The 22,684-nt window shown below is 33.4% G+C and carries 16 protein-coding genes, 2 tRNA genes and 1 rRNA gene; 5 read left to right on the top strand and 14 right to left on the bottom strand.

Annotation, left to right across the window (positions count from 1 at the left end):
• Positions 1-298: 298 nt before the first annotated feature.
• The 11 genes from rpsA to ACM55F_RS14680 form a co-directional block, all read right to left on the bottom strand.
• Positions 299-2,080: a 30S ribosomal protein S1 gene (rpsA, locus tag ACM55F_RS14730; protein ID WP_416854578.1), complete on the bottom strand. Its 1,782-nt coding sequence runs from the start codon at positions 2,078-2,080 to the stop codon at positions 299-301.
• Between the two features lie 368 nt (positions 2,081-2,448).
• The gene (locus tag ACM55F_RS14725; protein ID WP_416854577.1) at positions 2,449-3,825 is read right to left on the bottom strand and encodes a nucleoside permease; all 1,377 of its coding nucleotides are present in this window, start codon (positions 3,823-3,825) and stop codon (positions 2,449-2,451) included.
• 74 nt (positions 3,826-3,899) lie between these two features.
• Positions 3,900-4,595 carry a (d)CMP kinase gene (gene cmk, locus ACM55F_RS14720; RefSeq protein ID WP_416854576.1) on the bottom strand — a complete coding sequence of 232 codons (696 nt, stop codon included), beginning with the start codon at positions 4,593-4,595 and terminating at the stop codon, positions 3,900-3,902.
• A 7-nt stretch (positions 4,596-4,602) separates the two neighbouring features.
• Positions 4,603-5,622: a type IX secretion system protein PorQ gene (gene porQ / locus ACM55F_RS14715; RefSeq protein WP_416854575.1), complete on the bottom strand. Its 1,020-nt coding sequence runs from the start codon at positions 5,620-5,622 to the stop codon at positions 4,603-4,605.
• A gap of 167 nt (positions 5,623-5,789) precedes the next feature.
• Positions 5,790-8,243: an endopeptidase La gene (gene lon, locus ACM55F_RS14710; RefSeq protein WP_416854574.1), complete on the bottom strand. Its 2,454-nt coding sequence runs from the start codon at positions 8,241-8,243 to the stop codon at positions 5,790-5,792.
• A gap of 261 nt (positions 8,244-8,504) precedes the next feature.
• The gene (locus ACM55F_RS14705; RefSeq protein ID WP_416854573.1) at positions 8,505-9,830 is read right to left on the bottom strand and encodes an MFS transporter; all 1,326 of its coding nucleotides are present in this window, start codon (positions 9,828-9,830) and stop codon (positions 8,505-8,507) included.
• Between the two features lie 200 nt (positions 9,831-10,030).
• Positions 10,031-10,846, bottom strand: a complete 816-nt coding sequence (locus ACM55F_RS14700; RefSeq protein WP_416854572.1) for a M48 family metallopeptidase — start codon at positions 10,844-10,846, stop codon at positions 10,031-10,033.
• 86 nt (positions 10,847-10,932) lie between these two features.
• On the bottom strand, positions 10,933-13,332 hold the full coding sequence (locus ACM55F_RS14695) for a glycoside hydrolase family 31 protein (protein WP_416854571.1): 2,400 nt from the start codon (positions 13,330-13,332) through the stop codon (positions 10,933-10,935).
• A 196-nt stretch (positions 13,333-13,528) separates the two neighbouring features.
• Positions 13,529-15,436: a 1,4-alpha-glucan branching protein GlgB gene (gene glgB, locus ACM55F_RS14690; protein ID WP_416854570.1), complete on the bottom strand. Its 1,908-nt coding sequence runs from the start codon at positions 15,434-15,436 to the stop codon at positions 13,529-13,531.
• Between the two features lie 72 nt (positions 15,437-15,508).
• Positions 15,509-16,789 (bottom strand): glucose-1-phosphate adenylyltransferase, encoded by a 1,281-nt coding sequence (locus tag ACM55F_RS14685; RefSeq protein ID WP_416854569.1) that lies wholly within the window; start codon positions 16,787-16,789, stop codon positions 15,509-15,511.
• Positions 16,786-18,207 (bottom strand): glycogen synthase, encoded by a 1,422-nt coding sequence (locus tag ACM55F_RS14680; RefSeq protein ID WP_416854568.1) that lies wholly within the window; start codon positions 18,205-18,207, stop codon positions 16,786-16,788. Before ACM55F_RS14680 ends, ACM55F_RS14685 begins: the two co-directional genes overlap by 4 nt.
• 190 nt (positions 18,208-18,397) lie before the next feature.
• On the opposite strand from ACM55F_RS14680, the gene ACM55F_RS14675 reads away from it, so the two are divergent.
• From ACM55F_RS14675 to ACM55F_RS14655, 5 genes are all read left to right on the top strand, one after another.
• Positions 18,398-19,264, top strand: coding sequence for an alpha/beta hydrolase (locus tag ACM55F_RS14675; RefSeq protein ID WP_416854567.1), 867 nt, complete (start codon positions 18,398-18,400; stop codon positions 19,262-19,264).
• 93 nt (positions 19,265-19,357) lie between these two features.
• Complete coding sequence (gene msrB / locus ACM55F_RS14670; RefSeq protein ID WP_416854565.1) at positions 19,358-19,747, top strand: peptide-methionine (R)-S-oxide reductase MsrB; 390 nt, start codon at positions 19,358-19,360, stop codon at positions 19,745-19,747.
• A 4-nt stretch (positions 19,748-19,751) separates the two neighbouring features.
• Positions 19,752-20,396, top strand: coding sequence for an endonuclease III domain-containing protein (locus ACM55F_RS14665; protein WP_416854564.1), 645 nt, complete (start codon positions 19,752-19,754; stop codon positions 20,394-20,396).
• A 402-nt stretch (positions 20,397-20,798) separates the two neighbouring features.
• A complete protein-coding gene (locus ACM55F_RS14660) occupies positions 20,799-21,332 on the top strand; it encodes a transposase (protein ID WP_416854563.1) in 534 nt (177 codons plus the stop codon).
• Positions 21,329-22,171: an IS3 family transposase gene (locus ACM55F_RS14655; protein WP_416854671.1), complete on the top strand. Its 843-nt coding sequence runs from the start codon at positions 21,329-21,331 to the stop codon at positions 22,169-22,171. The genes ACM55F_RS14660 and ACM55F_RS14655 overlap by 4 nt, the downstream gene beginning before the upstream one ends.
• 172 nt (positions 22,172-22,343) lie before the next feature.
• Here the strand turns inward: ACM55F_RS14655 and ACM55F_RS14650 are convergent.
• The 3 genes from ACM55F_RS14650 to rrf form a co-directional block, all read right to left on the bottom strand.
• Positions 22,344-22,429, bottom strand: a tRNA-Leu gene (locus ACM55F_RS14650).
• A 6-nt stretch (positions 22,430-22,435) separates the two neighbouring features.
• Positions 22,436-22,508: transfer RNA gene (locus ACM55F_RS14645), tRNA-Phe, on the bottom strand.
• A 67-nt stretch (positions 22,509-22,575) separates the two neighbouring features.
• Positions 22,576-22,684, bottom strand: a 5S ribosomal RNA gene (gene rrf / locus ACM55F_RS14640).

Below are 22,684 nucleotides of genomic sequence, written 5' to 3'. Positions count from 1 at the left end.
AAAAATTTAGTCGATATTCTTGATGAAAGGCAATTGCAATATAAGTTCTTATACAATTGCAATAATTTTGTAGCAGATGAAGCAAAATTATTAGCTGTAAAAAGTTCTTTTGAAAGCAAATTTTAGCCCTGATAGAAACGGAAATCCTTTATGATTTTTCTTTAAAACCATAAAGATTGCAGTGAATAGCAGGAAAAAGCTCCTGACTCTTCGACTCCGCTCAGAGTGACTAAAAAAGTAAGCACAAAAAAAGCCCCGCAATTTGCGGGGCTTTCTATATTCAAAAAGTTTCAAGAAATTATTTTTTCTCTGACTTTTCCATTTTAGCTTTCAATGCTGCTAATACATCATTATTATCACCTAAAGTTGCAGCTGGTGCATTTGTAGATGTTGAAGCTGATGAAGTATTTTCAGTAGCTGTTTTCACATTTTTCTCTTCTTCTTCACGGAAGATAGCAGTGTGAGAAGCAACTACTCTTTTGAATTCTTTATTGAATTCGATTACTTTGAAATCAGCTGAATCACCTTTTTTCAATTTCTTTCCGTCTTCTTTTTCAAGGTGACGAGTAGGAATGAAAGCAACGATATCATCTCCGAATTCTACAGTAGCTCCTTTGTCAACGATTTCAGAAATTTCACCTGTGTGGATAGTTCCAACTGCGAAAGAATCTTCATATTGATCCCAAGGATTAGCAGTAGTTTGTTTGTGACCTAAAGATAATTTACGTCCTTCAACATCTAATTCTAATACTACAACGTCAAGTTTTTCACCAACGTTTACAAATTCAGACGGATGTTTGATTTTCTTAGTCCAAGATAAGTCAGAGATGTAAATTAATCCATCAATTCCTTCTTCTAATTCTACGAAAATTCCAAAGTTTGTAAAGTTTCTAACGATACCTGTATGTTTAGAACCTACTGGGTATTTAGCAGTGATATCAGTCCAAGGATCTTGAGACAATTGTTTGATACCTAATGACATTTTACGGTCATCTCTGTCTAATGTTAAGATAACTGCTTCAACAACATCACCTACTTTTACGAAATCTTGAGCAGAACGTAAATGAGTAGACCAAGACATTTCAGAAACGTGGATTAAACCTTCAACACCTTCGGCAACTTCAATAAATGCACCGTAATCAGCGATTACAACTACTTTACCTTTTACTTTATCACCAATTTTTAAGTTAGCATCTAAAGCGTCCCATGGGTGAGCATTTAATTGTTTCAATCCTAATTGTATTCTTGTTTTTTCGTCATCGAAATCAAGGATTACAACGTTTAATTTTTGATCTAATTCAAGAACTTCACTTGGGTGGTTAATTCTACTCCAAGAAAGGTCAGTAATGTGAATTAATCCATCAACACCACCTAAGTCAATAAACACACCATAAGAAGTAATGTTTTTAACAACACCTTCTAATACTTGTCCTTTTTGTAATTGACCGATGATTTCTTTTTTCTGGATTTCAATATCCGCTTCAATAAGCGCTTTATGAGAAACAACAACATTTTTGAATTCGTGGTTAATTTTTACCACTTTGAATTCCATCATTTTGTTTACATATACATCGTAGTCTCTAATTGGTTTAACATCAATTTGAGATCCTGGTAAGAAAGCTTCAATTCCGAAAACGTCAACGATCATACCACCTTTAGTTCTGCATTTTACAAAACCATTAACGATTTCTCCTGTTTCGTTAGCCGAAATAACTCTATCCCATGATTTGATAGTACGTGCTTTTCTGTGAGATAACACCAATTGACCTGTTTTATCCTCACGGATGTCAATTAATACTTCAACAGTATCACCTACTTTTAAGGCTGGGTTGTAACGGAATTCGTTCAATGAAATAACACCTTCCGATTTTGCGTTGATATCAACGATAACGTCTCTATCTGTAATTCTAACAACTACACCATCTACAACTTCTTCTTGATCAGTAGCGATAAATGTTTTTGAAACTAGTTCTTCGAATTCTAATAAGTTTTTCTCATCAACTGCATCAATACCTTCTTCGAAATTGTGCCAGTTAAAATTTGCTAAAAACTCTTCTTGTGATTTTACTTGTTCAGACATGCTGATTAAAAATTTGTATTCTGTATTCTCTCGAGTTTCTTAATGTGCTAGAAAACAACAGAAGTTGTTTGTATAATTAGTTGAACCCTAAAGGAAACTCTTATTCACCAAAAGGACTGCAAAAGTAACACATTTATCTTAAACTGCAAAATTTTACAGACAAGATAATCGATTGAGAATCAGGAGCGAATTAATTGGCTTTTTTGCAGGCAAAGTTCCCGCTCTCGCCTTTATCTCTCCGCTACGCTGCGAGGATATCTCCCGAAGCTTCGGGATCCATCGGGGCTATATAGGTTTTATGGTGATTTTAAGCAAAAAAAAACCCGATATCTCAGAAAATATCGGGATGTATTTATTTAAATCCTATTTTAATGACTTACGTTTTCAACATCCATAGGATTGTGTTTGTGCTTGAACAAAACTGCAAATGCAACCGCAATTATCAACGCGTAAATTGCAAAAGCCATCCAAATTGTATGCCAGTCTTTCATAAAAATGACTTTACTAAACAATCCATCGGCTGTAATTGAATTCCCTTGACCTGTAACAAATTCCAACATTTTTGGATTAGTCGTTTCTGTTTCAAGAAAACCAGCCAAATCAGTAGTGTTACTAAATGATTTTGTAAAGTATTTATCAATAGCCCATCCCGAAGTAAAACTTCCCAAAACTGCTCCAAAACCATTGGTCATCATCATAAACAAACCTTGTGCTGAAGAACGATTTTTAGGATCTGTATTCGTTTCAACAAATAATGATCCTGAAATATTAAAGAAATCAAATGCCATTCCGTAAACCACACAAGACATAATAATCATCCACAAACCACTTGTCGGATTTCCGTAAGCAAATAGTCCAAAACGCAATACCCAAGCAAGCATACTAATTAACATCACTTGTTTGATACCAAAACGTCTTAGGAAAAAAGGAATCGCAAGAATAAATAATGTCTCCGAAATTTGAGAAATTGACATTATAATAGTTGAATATTCCACAACGAAAGAATCTGCATATTTTGGAAAATGTTTGAATTCATCCAAGAAAACATCTCCGTACGCATTTGTGAGTTGTAAAGCGCCTCCTAAAAACATTGAGAAAACAAAAAACAAAGCCATTTTATAATCTGCAAATAATTTAAACGATTCTAAACCTAATGTTTCCATAATGGATGCATTCTCTTTAGACAAACGTTGCGGCTTACACTTTGGTAAAGTGAAGGAATAAATTCCTAGAAATACTGCTGCTAAACCTGCGATATAAAACTGATATTCTGTCGCTTTGTTTCCAGTTAAATTGGTAATCCACATCGCAACTATAAAACCTATAGTTCCCCAAACCCGTATGGGTGGGAAATTTTTAATAATATCTTTATTATTTAATTTGAGTGCATTATACGATATGGAGTTACTCAAAGCAATCGTTGGCATATAAAAACACATCGCCAAAAGCATAATATATATAAAGGAATTGGGAGTGGTAACTTGAGAAATATAGAATAAAACTGCAGCATATAAAATATGAAGAGTCCCATATAATTTTTCAGCATTTATCCATCTGTCAGCGATAATTCCCGTTAGTGTTGGCATAAATAAAGAAGCAATTCCCATAGTTCCAAAAACTAACCCAAACTGAGTTCCTTCCCAATTTTTTGTACCAAACCAGTAATTTGCAATTGTAATCAGCCAAGCTCCCCAAACAAAAAACTGAAGAAAACTCATTATCACCAACCTGTTTTTAATTCCCATACAATGAATTGTTTTTTTTAATTTAAAAATTAGCAAGGCGTAAATCTAATCTTAAAAAAGATATCTACAAAAGTTTACAACGCTTTAATAATTTCATTTACCAAATCCAAAACAACTTCAAATTGTTCCTCTCGAGTCAGATACGAATTATCAATTTCTATGGCATCATCAGCCATAACTAAAGGGGAATCCTTTCTGTGAGTATCAATATAATCTCGTTCTTCTACATTTGCTAAAACTTCATCATATGTAACAGTATCACCTTTTTTAATCAATTCATCATAACGTCTTTGCGCTCTTGTAGTTGCACTTGCTGTCATGAAAATTTTAAGCTCGGCATAAGGGAAAACTACAGTACCAATATCTCTTCCGTCCATTACTATTGCTTTATCTTTTCCCATTTCTTTTTGTTGCTCGACTAATTTGGCACGAACTTCAGAGACTTCAGCTACTTTACTCACAAAATTAGAAACTTCAATAGTTCTGATTTCAGTTTCAACGTTTACTTCATTCAAATACATTTCGGCAAAACCCAAATCAGCATTGAATTTGAATTGCAATTTTATACTTGGCAAACTGTTAATTAATATTTCTTTATCAAAAGAATCAATATTTATGTATCCATTTTGCATCGCAAAAAATGTAACAGCGCGATACATTGCTCCTGTATCTACATATACATAACCCAAGTGCTTTGCAAGTTGTTTTGCTAAAGTGCTTTTCCCTGTGGATGAAAATCCGTCAATTGCTATGGTAATTTTTTTATCCAAAATAATATTATTGTAAGTTAATAGTTAAACCAAATAAGCTCGTATTTCCCGCTAAGGTATATCGGGAATACGAATAATTGAATTTTAATTTATTCATTTTTAATCCAAAACCTAAAGAGACTCCCGAAAAATTGCGTTGTTCTTCAAGCCTTAATTCTTCTGCTCTTCGAAAATTATATCCCAATCGAATATTAAACGATTTTTTAGGAAAAAGCTCTACTCCCATAATTACATGGCGCAACGCATTATTTATAACTGATACTTTTTCGGCTGTCGAACTTCCATCAATTGACAATTCGGCTCTTTCAGGATTAGAAAAAGCAATATTCCATTGTTGCAAATTTTCCAGTGTTAGATGCCAACGAATCGGTACATTTTCTAATTCTTGTGAAACTCCTGCTATAATTTCAAGGGGTAGTTTTTCGTTTGTTCCATTGTAGGTCGTAAATTGAGTTCCTATATTTCGTATTGCCAAGCCCCAATTCACATCGTTTCTTTCGTCTATAAAAAGAGCGCCTATGTCAATCGCTCCGCCAAAAGAACTATAACTTTCTAAGGTCGAAGAAATCAATTTAGCATTCGCACCTAAATGAATAGTGGTGTTAGGAATATTGTACGCATAACCTAAAGAAAGGGCAATTTCGCTTCCGGTGAATTCTGAAGTTGGCTGACCATTTTCGTCATAGCCTTCAAAATTACCATAGTTCACATAATTTACACCAGCCTGAAAAGTTTGCAAATGGCGGTCATAGGTGTAAGCATAAGAAGCCGTTCCATAAGTCACTTCTTTGAAATAACTTCCATAATTTAATGCCAGATGGTTATCCATATCAGCATTTAATGTTGCAGGATTAAAATTGACCTGATTCACATCATCATCATAAATCGTGATTACTTTTCCACCCAACGCGGCTTGTCTTGGTGAAGTGACTAAGTTCAAAAACTGATAGGTGTACTTCCCTCCTATTTGACTGTAAGATACAGCGCAAATAAAAACTAAGGAGTATGATAAAAGTTTTTTTAACATGCTTTAAATCGCGATTTATGTAAGGTAAAACGCAAATGCGAAGATAAAATTATAAATACAATAAATGGCAACTTTAAATTTCGTAATTACAAATAAAAATTCCAAATCCCAAGCACTGCAGAACAGGTTTTGGAATTTGGAATTCGTTTCTTATTGCTTGTTATCTGTTATTTCAGATCTTTTGCATTTTTTACTTTTTGATCTGTCAAAGCATATTTAAGCACTTCGCTCATTTCTTTAACATAATGAAATGTCAACCCTTCAAGATATTCTGGTTTTATTTCATCAATATCACTTTTGTTCTCCTGACACAGAATAATTTCTTTGATATTGGCTCTTTTAGCAGCCAGAATCTTTTCTTTGATTCCTCCTACTGGTAAAACCTTTCCACGTAAGGTGATTTCTCCTGTCATGGCCATGTTTTTCTTAACTCGTTTTTGCGTAAACAACGAAACTAATGAGGTCAACATTGCAATTCCTGCACTAGGACCATCTTTGGGTGTAGCTCCTTCCGGAACGTGTAAGTGGATATTATATTTAGAAAGTATCTCTGAATCCAATCCCAAAAGTTTCGCATTTGCCTTAATGTATTCTAAAGCAATCGTTGCAGATTCTTTCATTACAGTACCTAAGTTTCCAGTAATGGTCATCGTTCCTTTTCCTGGAGAAAGTAAAGATTCTATAAAAAGAATATCGCCACCCACAGAAGTCCAAGCCAAACCAGTTACCACACCGGCAACATCATTGTTCTCGTATTTGTCTCTTTCTAATCTAGGAACCCCAAGTGTTTTTATAATATCTTCGTCAGTTACTTTCTTGTTATACGCTTCTTCCATTGCAACAGATTTGGCCGCATTACGAATTACTTGAGCAATCTTAGCTTCTAAACCACGAACTCCAGATTCACGCGTATATCCTTCTACAATTTTTTCTAATTGTTTTTTTCCAATGGTTAAATCCTTGGTAGTCAAACCGTGTTCTTTCAATTGTCTTGGAAACAAATGCTGGCGCGCAATTTCTACCTTTTCCTCAATTGTGTAACCAGACATTTTGATAATTTCCATTCTGTCTTTCAACGCAGGTTGAATCGCAGCCATATTATTGGAAGTGGCAATAAACATCACTTTCGACAAGTCATAACCCATTTCCAGAAAATTATCATAAAACGAATTATTTTGTTCCGGATCTAAAACTTCCAATAATGCAGAAGATGGATCACCTTGATTACTATTTGATAATTTATCGATTTCATCTAAAACAAATACAGGATTTGAGGTCCCAGCTTTTTTCAAACTTTGAATAATTCGTCCCGGCATAGCACCAATATACGTTTTTCTATGTCCACGAATTTCCGCTTCATCACGTAAACCACCTAATGAAATTCTAACATATTTTCTACCTAATGCTTCTGCAATAGATCGCCCAATAGACGTTTTTCCAACTCCCGGAGGTCCTGTTAAACAAATTATCGGTGATTTCATATCATTTCGCAATTTTAAAACTGCCAAATGTTCAATCATTCTTTTCTTAACATCTTCAAGACCAAAATGATCTCTGTCTAATATTTTTTGAGCTCTTTTTAAATCGAAATTATCTTTAGAATATTCGTTCCAAGGCAATTCTAAAAACAACTCTAAATAATTTCTTTGAATACCAAAATCTGGCGCTTGAGGATTCATGCGACGCATCTTAGACAATTCTTTTTCGAAATGTTTTTTAGTTTTCTCGTCCCATTTCTTAGTCAAAGACTTTTGCAACATTTCATCCATTTCCTCTTCCTGCGAAACACCTCCCAATTCTTCTTGGATCGTTTTCATTTGTTGGTGAAGGAAATATTCTCTTTGTTGTTGGTCTAAATCAAAACGAACTTTAGATTGAATATCATTTTTCAATTCGAGTTTTTGCAACTCAATATTCATATAACGCAAAGTTTCTAAAGCCCTTGATTTAAGCTCATTAATAGCAAGCAAGTCTTGTTTTTCTTTAACCGTTAAATTCATATTAGACGTAACAAAATTGATTAAAAATGATTGGCTTTCAATATTTTTAATCGCAAAAGTAGCCTCACTGGGAATGTTTGGACTTTCTTTTATAATTTGAATCGCTAATTCTTTTATAGAATCAAGAATCGCGATAAACTCTGTATCATGTTTTTTCGGTCTTTTTTCTGGGACTTCTTTAATTTTTGCTGTTATATAAGGACTTTCTGCAATTACAGAATCAATTTCAAATCGCTTTTTCCCCTGAAGTATAACGGTGATATTTCCATCAGGCATTTTTAAAACCCTTAAAATTCGAGCTACTGTACCTATACTATGAATATCTTCGGGAGTTGGATCTTCGTCTTGCTCATTTTTTTGAGCTACAACACCAATGATTTTGCCAACTGCATTTGCGTCATTAATTAATTTTATTGATTTATCACGTCCGGCAGTAATTGGTATCACTACACCAGGAAATAAAACCATGTTGCGCAACGGCAAAATAGCTAATGAGTCTGGCAATGCTTCATTATTCATTTCCTCCTCGTCTTCAGGAGTCAATAGAGGTATTAAATCTGCTTCCGAATCAAATTCCTGAAGTGACAGATTGTCAATAGTAAGTATTTTATGATTTGACATATATTAATTTAAGTCTTTTTGTCATTAAAAAATTTAATTTACCAAGCAAATATAAACTATCATAGCGGTAATTTAAATAAAATCGATGTATGACATGATTAATTAGCTTGACACTAAAAGAGTCAATCATTATGCCAAAGTGAAAGTAAAATCGATAACTTCTTCTTACAAATAAAGAAAAAATTTTTAACTAATAATTAAGAAAATACCAGTTTCTATAATTGTAAAAAATAAAAAAATAGAAAGCTATTTTGTATTTTATTAATTTAACACATCTCTTTTGGGAACTCTCCTGAGTAATAGAACTCCGACAATAAAAAACACTCCAAGAAATACAATTGCTAACCGCGGACTTCCTGTAATTTGGTCTATAATTCCATAAACCAGCATCCCGATAACTATTCCTATTTTTTCGGAAACATCATAAAAACTAAAAAATGAAGCGGTATCCTCAGTTTCAGGCAATAATTTAGAATAAGTTGAGCGTGATAAAGCCTGAATTCCACCCATTACAAGTCCTGCGATCCCTGCCATAACATAAAAATGTATCGGTAAAGTAATAAAAAATGCAAGTGCGCAAAATACTACCCAAATACAATTTATTACAATTAAAGTTTGAATATTTCCAAATTTTTCAGAGGCTCTTGAAGTTAGAACGGCACCAACAACAGCAACTAGTTGTATTATTAAAATACAAATAATTAAACCTGTTGTGCTTTCAGCTTTAGAAGACCAAGCAATTTCTTGTGCTCCAAAATAAGTGGCAACTAGCATCACCGTTTGTACGGCCATACTGTAAACAAAAAAACTTCCTAAATATCGTCTTAATGCAATGTTTTCTTTCAATAAAACCCAGACTTTTTTTAACTCTTTAAAACCATTAAAGACAACATGATGTGTCACTTTACGATTGGCATTTTTATTTCCTTTTGGCAAAAAACAATAGGTATATTGACTGAATAATATCCACCAAACTCCTACCATAACAAATGAATATCGCATGGCTTTCATGGCTGCTTCACCATCTGTTCCTGTGATTCCAAAAAGTTTTGGTTTCATGATCATCGCTAAATTGATAATCAATAAAATAACACTTCCAATATATCCAAATGAATATCCTTTGGCGCTAATTTTATCTTGTTGCTCTACATAAGCAATGTCTGGTAAATAGGAATTATAAAAAACTAAACTTCCCCAATATCCAATCAATCCAAGAAAATAAAATACCAATCCGATGTATATATTTTCAAGATTGAACCAATATAATCCCATACAAGACAACGCTCCCAGATAGCAAAAGAATTTCATAAATGCTTTTTTATCCCCCACATAATCTGCAATACCAGACAATAAAGGCGACATAAAAGCTACAAATAAAAATGCTACGGCGGTAACAAAGCTAATTAATGCAGAATTTTTGAGATGCAAACCAAAAACATCAATGTAATGATCTCGCTCAGAAAACAAAGCTTCATAAAAAATTGGAAATACTGCAGATGCTATGGTAAGCGTATAAACTGAATTTGCCCAATCATAAAAAGCCCAAGCGTTTAATAATTTTTCACTCCCTTTTGGTAAATCTGCCATGTTTCTTTTTTTATGATGCGAATTTATTTATTTTTTGTTTAAGATGATTCAAAAAGTAAATAATTCGACTTTAAAAAATCGTTAATCATTAATAATCAACGTTATGAAATTACAAAAAAAATAGGCTACTCTCTTGTGAGAGCAACCTATTAAAATCTTTATTAAATGTAACAATTAGTTAACATTATAAATATTAAGCATTATCTGTAAATAACGCCAACTTTAGCAGCTAATGCTTTAGCTTCTGGTATCAATGCTTTTAAATTTGCAATTCTGGTGGCATCAGATGGATGCGTACTTAAGAATTCTGGAGGCGATTGTCCTGCAGATTGCGCAGCCATTCTTTGCCAAAAGACTACAGAATCATCTGCATTATATCCTGCAATTGCCATAAGCGTAAGTCCAATTTTATCAGCTTCAGTTTCATGATTTCTACTAAATGGAAGCATAACGCCCACTTGTGAACCTAATCCGTAATATTGTTGCCACATTTGTTGTTTTTCGGCACTTTGGCTACCAGTTGCAACCGCAACTCCTACAGCTCCCAATTGTTGCAATTGCGCTGCGCTCATTCTTTGTGCACCATGATTTGCCAATGCATGCGAAACTTCGTGTCCCATTACAGTAGCTAAACCTGCATCATCTTTTGTTATTGGCAGTATCCCTGAGTAAACAACAATTTTTCCACCAGGCATACACCAAGCATTAACTTCTTTGCTGTCAATTAATTTATATTCCCAACGATAATCATTCAAATATTGTGATTGTCCTAAATAGGTTAAATATTTTTCTGCGGCTGCTTTAATTCTCACTCCAACAGTCTCTACTCTTCTTGCATCAGCAGTCCCTACAATAACTTTATTTTCCTTTAAAAAAGTCCCATATTGTTGAAAAGACGATGGAAACAACTCACTGTTAGAAACAAAATTTAAGCTTTTTTTTCCTGTAAGAGGATTGGTTGCACAAGAGTACAATAATCCCATTGCAAAAATTCCTAGTAATAAGTTCTTTTTCATATATTTTTATATTTAGTTTAAAACAAAAATACAACTATTATGAATTTTTTATTTACATAATTAAATTTAAATGTATCAACTTTTTGTTATTCACCTATTACATGTAACTCCGTAAACTCCTTATCTACAACTAAATAACCTTTACTTTCGAAAGCTTTTTGATCAAACACAACTATCTCATTGTCAATTTCAATTTCCTTAACTTTAAATGGCAATCCAACTAGATTGATTTTATACTTTGAATAATTGGTGTCGTATTTTCCTTCTTTATGCAACTGAATGATTAGCTCTTTTTCCTTACCAATCGTTTGAAATGACTGAAAGCTATATCTTCCTTTTTTATAATCATATCCGTCTTGAGCATCCTCATAAACCACTGACTTTTCTTTTCCTTCTTTGTAGTAAACATCTAATGTTAATTCGTCAAATTCCAGTTCTCCAACATACTGTTGAACAGGATATTTTGGAATTACTGCCCCTGCTTTTACAAAGAGAGGAATTTGGTCGAATTTACAATCTACCCAAATTTCTTTCCCTCCTTTAACTTCTTCATTAGTCCAATAATTATACCACTGTCCACGAGGAATATACATTCTTCTACCTAAAGAATTAGGTTCTAAAATAGGGCAAACTAAAATTTGGTTTCCAAAAACAAACTCATCATTTCTGTAATGTGTTTGAATATCCTCCTGATCATAATAAACTAATGGTTTCAACATAGGAATTCCTTCCTCAATATATTGCCAAAACATGGTATATAAATAAGGTAATAATTGATATCTCAAATTGACAAATTTTCTGGTGATATCAATCACTTCTTCATCAAAAGCCCATGGTTCCTGATCGCCGTGATCACCTGAGGAGTGAGTTCTGCAAAAAGGATGAAAGACCCCTAATTGAATCCAACGGGCATACAACTCCCCGGAAGGTTGTTCCGCAAAACCTCCTATATCTGATCCTGTGAAACCCATTCCAGAAATAGACATTCGTTGCACTTGAATATTGGCAATCCATAAATGTTCCCATGTAGCAACATTATCACCTGTCCAAGAAGAGGTGTATCGTTGTGCCCCTGCATAAGCAGATCTCGTGATAACAAAAGGCCTTTTTGGATAAGCAAATCGTTTTACACCATGATACGTTGCTCTTGCCATTTGCGTTCCATAGATGTTATGTGCTTTTCTATGACTACATGGATTCCCATCATAATCATGTCTTACATCCATCGGAAATGTTTTATTAGGAACCTCCATAACTGCAGGTTCATTCATGTCATTCCATACTCCTTTTACTCCAATTTCCGAAATCAATTCTTTAAATAATCCTGCCCACCATTCTCGTACTGCTGGATTCGTATAATCAGGAAAATTACATTCTCCAGGCCATACTTTTCCTTTCATATAAGGACCATCGGCTCTTTTGCAGAAATAATCATTCTTTAATGCTTCTTTATATACGGAGTATTCCTTGTCAATTTTTATTCCCGGATCAATGATTACAACGGTTTTAAAACCATCTTCGGCTAATTCAGCAACCATTCTTTTTGGGTCTGGAAAATATTCTTTGTTCCAAGTGAAACATCTAAAACCTTCCATATAATCAATATCCAAATACAATGCATCACATGGAATCCTCAATTCTCTAAATTTGGCAGCAACTTCTTTTAAATTACTTTCAGGATAATAACTCCATTTACATTGATGGTACCCCAATGCCCAAAGTGGTGGCAATTCTGGTTTACCTGTCAAATCAGTATAAGTGGTAACTACATCTTGCATTTGTGGCCCATAAATGAAATAGTAATTCATTTCTCCACCTTCAGCCCAATAACTGGTTACATTTCTTCTTTCATGACAAAAATCAAAATAGGTTCTGAAAGTATTGTCAAAGAAAATTCCGTAAGATTGTTTGTTTTGCAATCCAATATAAAAAGGAACAACTTTGTATAACGGCTCTTGGTCTTTTTGAAATGCATATTGATCCGTAGCAAAATTCTCTAATCTTTTTCCTTTCAAATTTAACTGGGTTGCTTTATCTCCAAGTCCATAAAAACATTCACCTTCTTTTGAAGCCTTGCTCATTTTCACAATATTGCCCCCATATTCGTAGCTTTCCTCCCAATGAAAACCTAATTCATCTTCTAAAATAACATTTTCATCCAAATCAAAAATAGACAATCTCATATCTGCTTTTTGAATCCTGCATTGTACTTTACTGGTTTTTATCTGATAATAATCTTCTACTTCAGAAACCTCAAGAAAGTTATAGCCATGAGAATGACTTTTGTCGATAGCGTAGGAAAAATCGTTACTAAAATATCCTTTTGTAGTAAATCTGAAACGTATTAAACTATCTCTTAATACCGTTACTTTTAAAATAACACTATTATCTGTATGAAAACATACCGAATCTACTTCATGCTCAAAAGCAACAATTTTTGTGGGATATAAATCTCCTTTATATTCTAATTCTGTATTTGTAATCATCTTTTATGGTATTAATTTTAATCTTTTTTGGAACTCAAACATACAAAAATACTTTGTAAACAGGTATATATCTGAGGTTTATTCGCGAAAACGTTATCGTTTGTAACGTATCCTAATATCAAAATTACATTGCTAATTATCTATAAATTAAAGAAAATCATTAGCAATGCATATTTGATAATAAAACAATATTTATTTATGAAATTTTTAAAACAGTAACACTTAAAGGAGGTAAAAGCAATTCAGCTGAATAGTCCCTTCCGTCATAAGGCAAGGCTTCTATTGCTATTTTTTTAGGATTGAAAACGCCACTTCCTCCATAATTTGCAGCATCACTATTAAAAATTTCTGTTAATTTGCCTTTTTTTGGTAAACCAATACGGTAATTTGGACGAACTACCTGAGTAAAATTGCAAACTACAATTACATCGTTTTTTGGATCATTTCCTTTACGGATGAAAGACATCACAGCATTTTGATGATCTGAATAATTAATCCATTCAAAACCTTCAGGGCTGAATTGTTTTTCATGCAATGCAGGTTGTGTTTTGTACAATTTATTCAAATCTGTAATCAATATTTTTACGCCTTCATGATAGGGATATTGCAACAAATGCCAATCTAAACTTCCTTCAAAATTCCATTCACTACTTTGTCCAAATTCACTTCCCATAAACAACAATTTAGTTCCGGGATGCATAAACATATATCCGTATAGTAATCTCAAATTAGCGAATTTTTGCCATTCATCGCCTGGCATCCTTCCTGCAATTGATTTTTTTCCATAAACTACTTCGTCATGCGAAAGTGGCAACATGAAATTTTCAGAGAAAGTATAGGTCATTGAAAAAGTCAAATCATTTTGATGGTACTTTCTATACACGGTATCTTTTTGAAAATACTCCAAAGTATCGTGCATCCAGCCCATCATCCATTTCATACCAAAGCCTAAACCACCAACAGATGTAGGTCTGGAAACCATTGGAAACGAAGTACTTTCTTCTGCTATAGTTTGAACTCCTTCATAATTTAGATAAACGGCTTCATTAAATTCCTTCAAGAAACTAATCGTATCCAGATTTTCTCGACCTCCATAAATATTAGGTTCCCATTCACCATCATTTCTGGAATAATCTAAATACAACATCGAAGCAACAGCATCAACACGCAAAGCATCAGCATGATAATGATGCAACCAAAATAACGCATTACTGATTAAGAAGGAACGAACTTCATTTCGTCCATAATTAAAAACCAAACTTTTCCAATCCGGATGATAGCCTTTTCTACGATCAGGATGTTCAAAAAGATTCGATCCGTCAAAAAATCCTAAACCATGGGCGTCATCCGGAAAATGAGATGGGACCCAGTCAAGAATTACTCCAATTCCAGCTTCATGTAATTTATCCACCAAATGCATGAATTCTTGCGGATTCCCAAAACGGGAAGTTGGCGCAAAATATCCGACTAATTGATATCCCCAAGAAGGATCGTAAGGATATTCCATGATAGGCATAAACTCCACGTGAGTAAAACCTGTTTCTTTTACATAGTTTACTAAATCCTCTGCAAATTCTAGATACGTCAAAAAACGATTTTCTTTTGCATGACGTTTCCAAGAGCCTAAATGTACTTCATAAACAGAATAGGGTTTGTCTAAACCATTATGATTTTGACGCGTTTCCATCCAGTTTTTGTCTTTCCATTTATAATCTAAATCCCAAACTACTGATGCCGTATATGGCGGTTTCTCACAATAAAAAGCAAACGGATCGGCTTTCTCTGTTATAATTCCACCATTATTGGATTGTATTTTATATTTATAGGTTGTCCCCTTTTTGATATTTGGAATAAATCCTTCCCAAATACCGGAAGAATCCCAACGTACTTGCAACAGATGCTCTCCTTGTGTCCAAAAATTGAAATCCCCAACCACCGATACCGAATGAGCCGTAGGAGCCCAAACAGCAAAATAAACACCATCTACTCCGTCAACCGTTATAAGATGTGCGCCTAGTTTTTCGTATAGTCGGAAATGTTTCCCTGATTTGAATAAATCGATATCAAAATCGGAAAAAAGGGAATGTGAGATAACTTTACTCATATAACAATTGTATAATTCTATTTTTAGAAAAAGAATAGAATATTATTTTTAAGAAAAAAACAGTTTATAAATTTACTTTATGATGTAATTATCCGGTATAACTGCTCCTTTTTTAATAACAACAATTCCGTCTTTAATAGCATATAATTCATTAGAAAAATCTTCTAGATGATTCCCTCCATTGATGTAAACATCATTACCAATTCTGCAATTTTTATCTACAAGAGCATTGTTTATAAAACATCTTTCCCCAATACCTATCAATTGCTTATTATTTTTAATGTCTTCATTCATATCATCAATATTCTGATAGAAATCATTACCCATTACATAACAATTTTGAATTATGGTCCCCTCACCTATTCTGGATCGAATACCAATCACGGAATGGTTTATCTCTTTGGCATTCAAAATACAACCTTCGGAAATTAAAGATTTATCAATGGTTGTTTTTTGAAATTTTGATGGTGGTAATAACCTTGGTCTAGTATATATTTTATTATCGTTATCAAATAAATTAAACTTCGGTAAATCTTCCGTTAGTCCAATATTAGCTTCAAAAAAGGAATCAATATTACCAATATCAGTCCAATATCCTTCATATTGGTAACTTAATATCTTTTTATGCCCTACAGCTTGTGGAATAATTTCTTTACCAAAATCTTTGGTTTCCTTATTGGACATTATATCTACCAACAGTTTTTTGTTGAATATGTAGATTCCCATCGAAGCCAAATAATGCTTGCCTTCACTCTTCATTTGCTCGCTCACATCTGATTCCCAATCTGGCAACAATTCTTTTGCAGGTTTCTCAATGAAAGATTCAATACAACTTTCAGAGTTTGTTTTTAATATTCCAAATTCAGGTGCATCTTTTGCATTTACAGGCAAAGTAGCAATCGTAATATCGGCTTCTCTTTTAATATGCTCCTCTAACATATCGTTAAAATCCATCTGATACAACTGATCTCCGGAAAGAATCAAAGCGTAATCAAAGTCATGATTTAAGAAATGAGGCATGCACTGTCTTACAGCATCAGCCGTACCTTGAAACCAAGTTGGATTATCAGGAGTTTGTTCCGCTGCAAGAATATCAACAAAGGCATGACTAAAAATACTAAAGTTATACGTATTTTTAATGTGTGCATTTAAAGAAGCCGAGTTGAATTGCGTCAAAACAAACATTCTGTAAATATCTGAATTCATACAATTTGAAATAGGAATATCGACCAATCTATATTTACCTCCTATCGGCACAGCTGGTTTAGATCTTGTTTCTGTCAATGGGTATAATCTGGATCCTTGTCCTCCACCTAAAATAATTGCAATAACATTTTTCTTTTTAGCTTTCATTTCTTCTTAATTATTAAATTGTACATTTCTATATATTCCTGACAGACTCTTTCCCAGGAATGATCTGTGCTCATTCCTATTTTTCTGATTTTATTTAAATGTTTTTTATCGTCATATAAATCCACTGCCCTTTGAATCGAATAACAAACATCTCCCACTGTTGCCTGATCATGACAAATTCCATTGCCATCATCTCCAAAATCAATAACGGTATCTTTCAATCCTCCTGTTCTTCTGACAATAGGAATTGTTCCATAACGTAATGAATACATTTGGTTCAAACCACAAGGTTCCACTCTTGAAGGCATTAATAAAAAATCAGAACCCGCATAAATCAAATGAGCTAATTCTTCATTATATCCAATGAAAGTATTATAATTCCCTTTATAGTCTGCTAGTAAGCTATTCAGTTGATTTTCAATAGCTGGATTTCCTGAACCTAAAATTAGAATATTAATTTGTTGATAATTTTCAGATAAAGCTAACGCTGCAGCATGCGGTAATAAATCGCCTCCTTTTTCTTCTAATAACCTACCAATAAAACTAAAAAGTGGCTTTGTTGGGTCTAGATTAAACAGGTTACATAACTTTTCTTTATTTTCTTGTTTTCCTTTTTCGAAATTTTTAATCGAATAATTTTTTTCCAGCATCGCGTCTTTATCCGGATCCCAAACTTCAATATCAATTCCATTCAAAATTCCTCTGGATTTATAACGCACCAGATTAAACAAAGATTCTAATCCATTAGCCGAATAATTGATTTCATTTAAATAATTTGGAGAAACCGTCGTCACCGCCCAAGCACACTTAATTCCTACGGCGAGTGAATTAATACACTTGTCCCATTCCAAAACATTCACATGAGCCAAATCAAACTCCGGTATATAATGTAACTTATCAAAACCAAACTGTCCCTGATACAAACCATTATGAATAGTAATCATAGATGGCGTATTTCTCAATTTTTCATATTTATTACAATACAACATCATAAAAGGAACCAAACCAGTATGATGATCATGGCAATTGATTACGTCCGGAACATCTTCTCTTCCAATTATCCAATCCAAAGTCGCAATTTGAAATGATAAAAATCGTTCAATATCATCCTCATAGCCATAGACTTCTTTTCTATCGAATAATTCTGGAATTTCTACTAAATACAATTCAAATCCTAATTTATCGGTTTTTTCTTTGAGAACGCTAAACGGAAAATTAAAATTTCCCAATTTCACATGACTCCAATGTACACATTCAAAATCATTCTCGTTTCTGAACTTTGAATCATAACAAGGGATTACAACCCTTACAAGATGCCCGACATTATTTTGATATTTTGGCAATGCCCCTACAACATCGGCTAAACCGCCAACTTTTGCTACTGGGTAACACTCTGCACTGATATGAAATATTTCCATTTATGAAATTTTGTTGTTTTTCAGTTAATTCTAATGCTATTCAACTATTTTTTTTAACAATTCTAAATATTTATTATTTCCGTCTTTTATGTTAATACCTATAAAACCTTTATAAAAAATATTACTTTTATGTTTTTCTAAATTTAGTAAAAAAACCATAACATAATAACTCGCATGAAAATTTATTGAAATGACAAAAAAAACTTCTATTCATATACAATCATTGAAAATTCCTAAGATTATCTTACTAACCAGTAAATTAATCTCTTTTATTTCGCCAAAATTAATTACATTATTTACTGCCAAACTATTTACGACCCCCATAAAACATAAAATTCCAAAAAGAGAATTAGAAATGGACCATAAAAGCATTCAAAAATTGATTATTATTCCAGCAATTGATAAAGAGGTTGTTTTGTATCAGTATGGAAAAAGTGAGAAGAAAATTTTATTGGTTCACGGTTGGTCAGGACGCGGAACACAATTATTCAAACTAGCCGATGAACTCCTAAAAGCAGGATATTCCACTATTAGTTTTGATGCGCCAGCTCATGGGAAATCACCCGGAAAAACTACTATAATGGTTGACTTTATCGCTACAATTTTAGAAATAGATAAGCAATTTGGACCATTTGAAGCAGCAATTGGACATTCATTAGGAGGAATGTCCGTTTTGAATGCGATAAAAAAAGGATTAAAAGTAAATCATGCCGTAGTTATTGGCAGTGGAGACATTGTAGCAGATATTATGGATGATTTTGTAGCAAAATTAGAATTGAAACCAACTATAAGTACTCTTTTACGTTTGCATTTCGAAAAAAAATACGGAGAAAAAATGAATAGTTATTCTGCTTTTCTAGCAGCCAAAGAAACTACTATTCCAGTTTTAGTAATACATGATAACAATGACCCTGAAGTTCCTGTAAAGGCGGGAATTCACATTCATAAATACTTAAAAAATGGGAAATTATTATTAACTGACGGATTAGGACATAGAAAAATTCTAGGTAACTCTAAAGTAATTGAAAGAACAGTTCAATTTATTCAGAATAAATAACTGATTTACAATAATATAAAAAAAACTTTTATAATCTTATCCGCAAGAGATAAAAAATAAAGAATAATAATTTTTCAATAAAATTAATAAATCATGGAATATCCTGTAGAAAAAACCGAACAAGAATGGAAAAAACAATTAGGAGAGGAACGCTACCGAATTCTTCGACTAAAAGGAACTGAATACCCACATGCAGGAACTTACAACTTGCATTACGAAAAAGGAACTTATTGTTGTGGTGCTTGCGGAGAACCTTTATTCGAAAGTAATTCTAAGTTTGATGCGCATTGTGGTTGGCCGTCTTTTGACGAATCCATTCCTGGAAAAGTAGAATATATTTCAGATGTTACGCACGGCATGAAACGTACGGAAATCCTTTGTGCTAATTGTGGCAGTCACCTCGGGCATGTATTTGATGACGGACCTACTAAAACAGGACAACGGTATTGTGTAAATTCCTTATCAGTGGACTTTAAAGAATAATGCTATGGACTTATTTGGAAACTCAACTGATTGGGCTAAAAAATTAGAGCCTATTCTAACAAAATACAAAGGAAGAAAACATCCGTTAGACCATCACAATTTATACCAACTTTTGGTGGTGGTGGTATTATCAGCACAAGACTCCGATGCCCATATAAATAAAATAGCTACTACTTTATTTGAAGCTTATCCCAATATGGAAAGTTTGGCGGTATCAAATTTCGATGCATTAATTCCCTATATCTCCAATGTCAGGAATTTTGGAAATAAAGCCAAATGGTTACTGGAAATTGCTCAAATCGTTAAAAAAGACAAAAATATTCCGCTTACTATGGAAGATTTAGTCGCCCTGAAAGGCATCGGACGAAAATCATCGAATGTGATCATGCGCGAAGCAAAAGTTCCCGCAGAAGGAATTATAGCCGATTTGCATGTTATTCGCGTAGCGCCCAGAATTGGAATAATCACAGAAACAAAAGACGGAATTAAAGCCGAAAAACAACTCATGCAAGTGCTCCCAAATGAAATCTGGGGCGAAATTGGAATGGCAATTTCATTCCTGGGGAGAGAAATTTGCCGCCCACAACCCAAATGTACAGAATGTCCGATTAATTCGATATGTAAGTATTATAAAGAGCATTATCAATAGTACTTGGGTTCATCCAGAAGATGTTTCAGGGCGTGACCTTCCCGAAAAAAGTCAGGTCGGGCTATCCGTTTCAAGTCCTCGTCCCGTTGAATTTGAGACTCAACGGGACTGTGGGCTTTTCACTGCTATCCCTCACGCAAAAAATATCTTTCTAACAAATATTTATACGAGGAATTATTTGCAATAAGCAGTCTAAATACTTATTACATATCATTCTCAAAAATAAAATTCTAAATTCTGATGCTTTGAATAACCATAATTTTCACAAAGATATCAATCCCTAATAATAATTTTCATATCCAATTATACATTCATAAAATATCACTCTATAGAGTTATAATACAAAAATCCTTGCCAAATGAACTGCCCCCAAAAAGTTAGACACTATTTGGGGGCATTTTTATGGAAAGAAAAGTCAAGTACAATTATGAATTTAAACTTCGCTGTGTAGAAGAAGTTTTAAAAAAGCATCAATCAATTAATTCTGTTTCTATTCAAAATGGTTTAGATCCCACGGGTCTTAATCGCTGGATCAGTGTCTATATTAAATTTGGAAACGAAGGTCTTCTACCTAGGAAAAAGAACCAAAAGTATAGTGTAAACTTTAAGTTGAAAGTACTGCAAACTATTCAGAAGAACTCGTTATCTTTGAATGAAGCCTGTTTAAAATTCAATATTCCAACAAATTCAACAATAATAAGTTGGCGAAGGAAGTATATAGAAGAAGGTTTATCAGGTTTAGAACTTAAACCCAAAGGCAGACCAAGATCTATGAATTTTAAAAGAAAACAGAGAAAAACAGACAAACCTCTAACCAGAGAAGAAGAACTTTTAAAGGAGCTGGAGTATTTGCGGGCAGAGAACGAAATACTAAAAAAGTTCAATGCCTTAGTTCAAGCCGAACAAGCCAATCAAAACAAAAGGCTCAAACCATAATGGAATTAAGGCATAAGTATGATTTAGAGTTGTTGCTCAATTGTATGAAAATGGTCAGAAGTAGTTATTATTACTATGAAAAAAGAAGTCAAGTAGTTGATAAATACAAGGATATTAAAGATTTGATTAAACAGATTTATAATCATCATAAAGGCAGATTTGGCTATCGCCGAATTACTTTGATAATCAGACAAAAAGGAATTATAATTAATCACAAAACAGTGTTTCGATTAATGAAAATTTTAGGATTAAAAAGTCTAATACGGATTAAAAAATATAAATCATATAAAGGCGAACAAGGAAAAATCGCCCCAAATATATTACAGCGTAATTTTAAGACAGCAAAACCCAATCAGAAATGGGCAACAGATGTCACTGAATTTAATGTCTCTGGGAGTAAATTGTATCTCTCACCTATTATTGATTTATTTAATGGAGAAATAATAAGTTATGAATTATCTGAAAGACCCAATTTTAACCAAATAATCAATATGCTAAAAAAGTCTTTTAAACGAATACCTGATAATCCCAACTTAATATTACACTCCGATCAAGGCTGGCAATATCAAATGAAACAATATCAAATACTACTCAAAGAGAAAGGAATCATGCAAAGCATGTCAAGAAGAGGGAATTGCTTAGATAATGCAATTATAGAAAATTTCTTCGGAATATTAAAATCGGAACTCTTTTATATCATGAAGTTTAAGGATATAAACCATTTGAAATCAGAAATTAAAGAATATATAAAATACTACAATAACGAAAGAATCAAACTAAATTTAAAAGGAATGAGCTCGATACAATATCGAGCTCATTATTATCAAAATTATTTATAAATTCGTCTAAACTTTTGGGTGCAGTCTAAAATAATGACAAGGATTCTTTAAATGAAGTCCATAAGCATGCTCTAATTTAAATTCAGATTACTTTTATAATAAAAAGAAAGTTCTTATAGTAATCGTAAAATAAAAAAAACTTCAGCCAGCGTTAGCCAACTGAAGTTTAATGTACTCAGAGCGGGACTTGAACCCGCACGAACATTGCTGTTCACTGGATTTTAAGTCCAGCGTGTCTACCAATTTCACCATCCGAGCATTATGTGGTACCTCCAGGGATCGAACCAGGGACACATGGATTTTCAGTCCATTGCTCTACCATCTGAGCTAAGGTACCATTATACTTTACTTACAATGAAGAAGTATGAATAAAAAAACCCGTTCGTTAGAACGGGGTCTTTAAAGAAAGGCGACGACATACTCTCCCACATAACTGCAGTACCATCTGCGCAGGCGGGCTTAACTACTCTGTTCGGGATGGGAAGAGGTGAGCCCCGCCGCAATAACCACCTT

It is taken from the genome of Flavobacterium melibiosi, assembly GCF_048158545.1.
GTDB lineage: Bacteria > Bacteroidota > Bacteroidia > Flavobacteriales > Flavobacteriaceae > Flavobacterium > Flavobacterium melibiosi.
This window is presented reverse-complemented; position numbering and strand designations above follow the sequence as displayed.

Excerpts from the sequence above, each read along its gene's own strand:
- ACM55F_RS14705 (WP_416854573.1), bottom strand. The coding sequence starts at position 9,830 with ATGGCAGATTTACCAAAAGGGAGTGAAAAATTATTAAACGCTTGGGCT.
- ACM55F_RS14675 (WP_416854567.1), top strand. The coding sequence starts at position 18,398 with ATGACAAAAAAAACTTCTATTCATATACAATCATTGAAAATTCCTAAG.
- ACM55F_RS14660 (WP_416854563.1), top strand. The coding sequence starts at position 20,799 with ATGGAAAGAAAAGTCAAGTACAATTATGAATTTAAACTTCGCTGTGTA.
- rpsA (WP_416854578.1), bottom strand. The coding sequence starts at position 2,080 with ATGTCTGAACAAGTAAAATCACAAGAAGAGTTTTTAGCAAATTTTAAC.
- ACM55F_RS14665 (WP_416854564.1), top strand. The coding sequence starts at position 19,752 with ATGGACTTATTTGGAAACTCAACTGATTGGGCTAAAAAATTAGAGCCT.
- lon (WP_416854574.1), bottom strand. The coding sequence starts at position 8,243 with ATGTCAAATCATAAAATACTTACTATTGACAATCTGTCACTTCAGGAA.
- ACM55F_RS14725 (WP_416854577.1), bottom strand. The coding sequence starts at position 3,825 with ATGGGAATTAAAAACAGGTTGGTGATAATGAGTTTTCTTCAGTTTTTT.
- porQ (WP_416854575.1), bottom strand. The coding sequence starts at position 5,622 with ATGTTAAAAAAACTTTTATCATACTCCTTAGTTTTTATTTGCGCTGTA.
- ACM55F_RS14695 (WP_416854571.1), bottom strand. The coding sequence starts at position 13,332 with ATGATTACAAATACAGAATTAGAATATAAAGGAGATTTATATCCCACA.
- glgB (WP_416854570.1), bottom strand. The coding sequence starts at position 15,436 with ATGAGTAAAGTTATCTCACATTCCCTTTTTTCCGATTTTGATATCGAT.
- ACM55F_RS14680 (WP_416854568.1), bottom strand. The coding sequence starts at position 18,207 with ATGGAAATATTTCATATCAGTGCAGAGTGTTACCCAGTAGCAAAAGTT.
- msrB (WP_416854565.1), top strand. The coding sequence starts at position 19,358 with ATGGAATATCCTGTAGAAAAAACCGAACAAGAATGGAAAAAACAATTA.
- ACM55F_RS14700 (WP_416854572.1), bottom strand. The coding sequence starts at position 10,846 with ATGAAAAAGAACTTATTACTAGGAATTTTTGCAATGGGATTATTGTAC.
- ACM55F_RS14685 (WP_416854569.1), bottom strand. The coding sequence starts at position 16,789 with ATGAAAGCTAAAAAGAAAAATGTTATTGCAATTATTTTAGGTGGAGGA.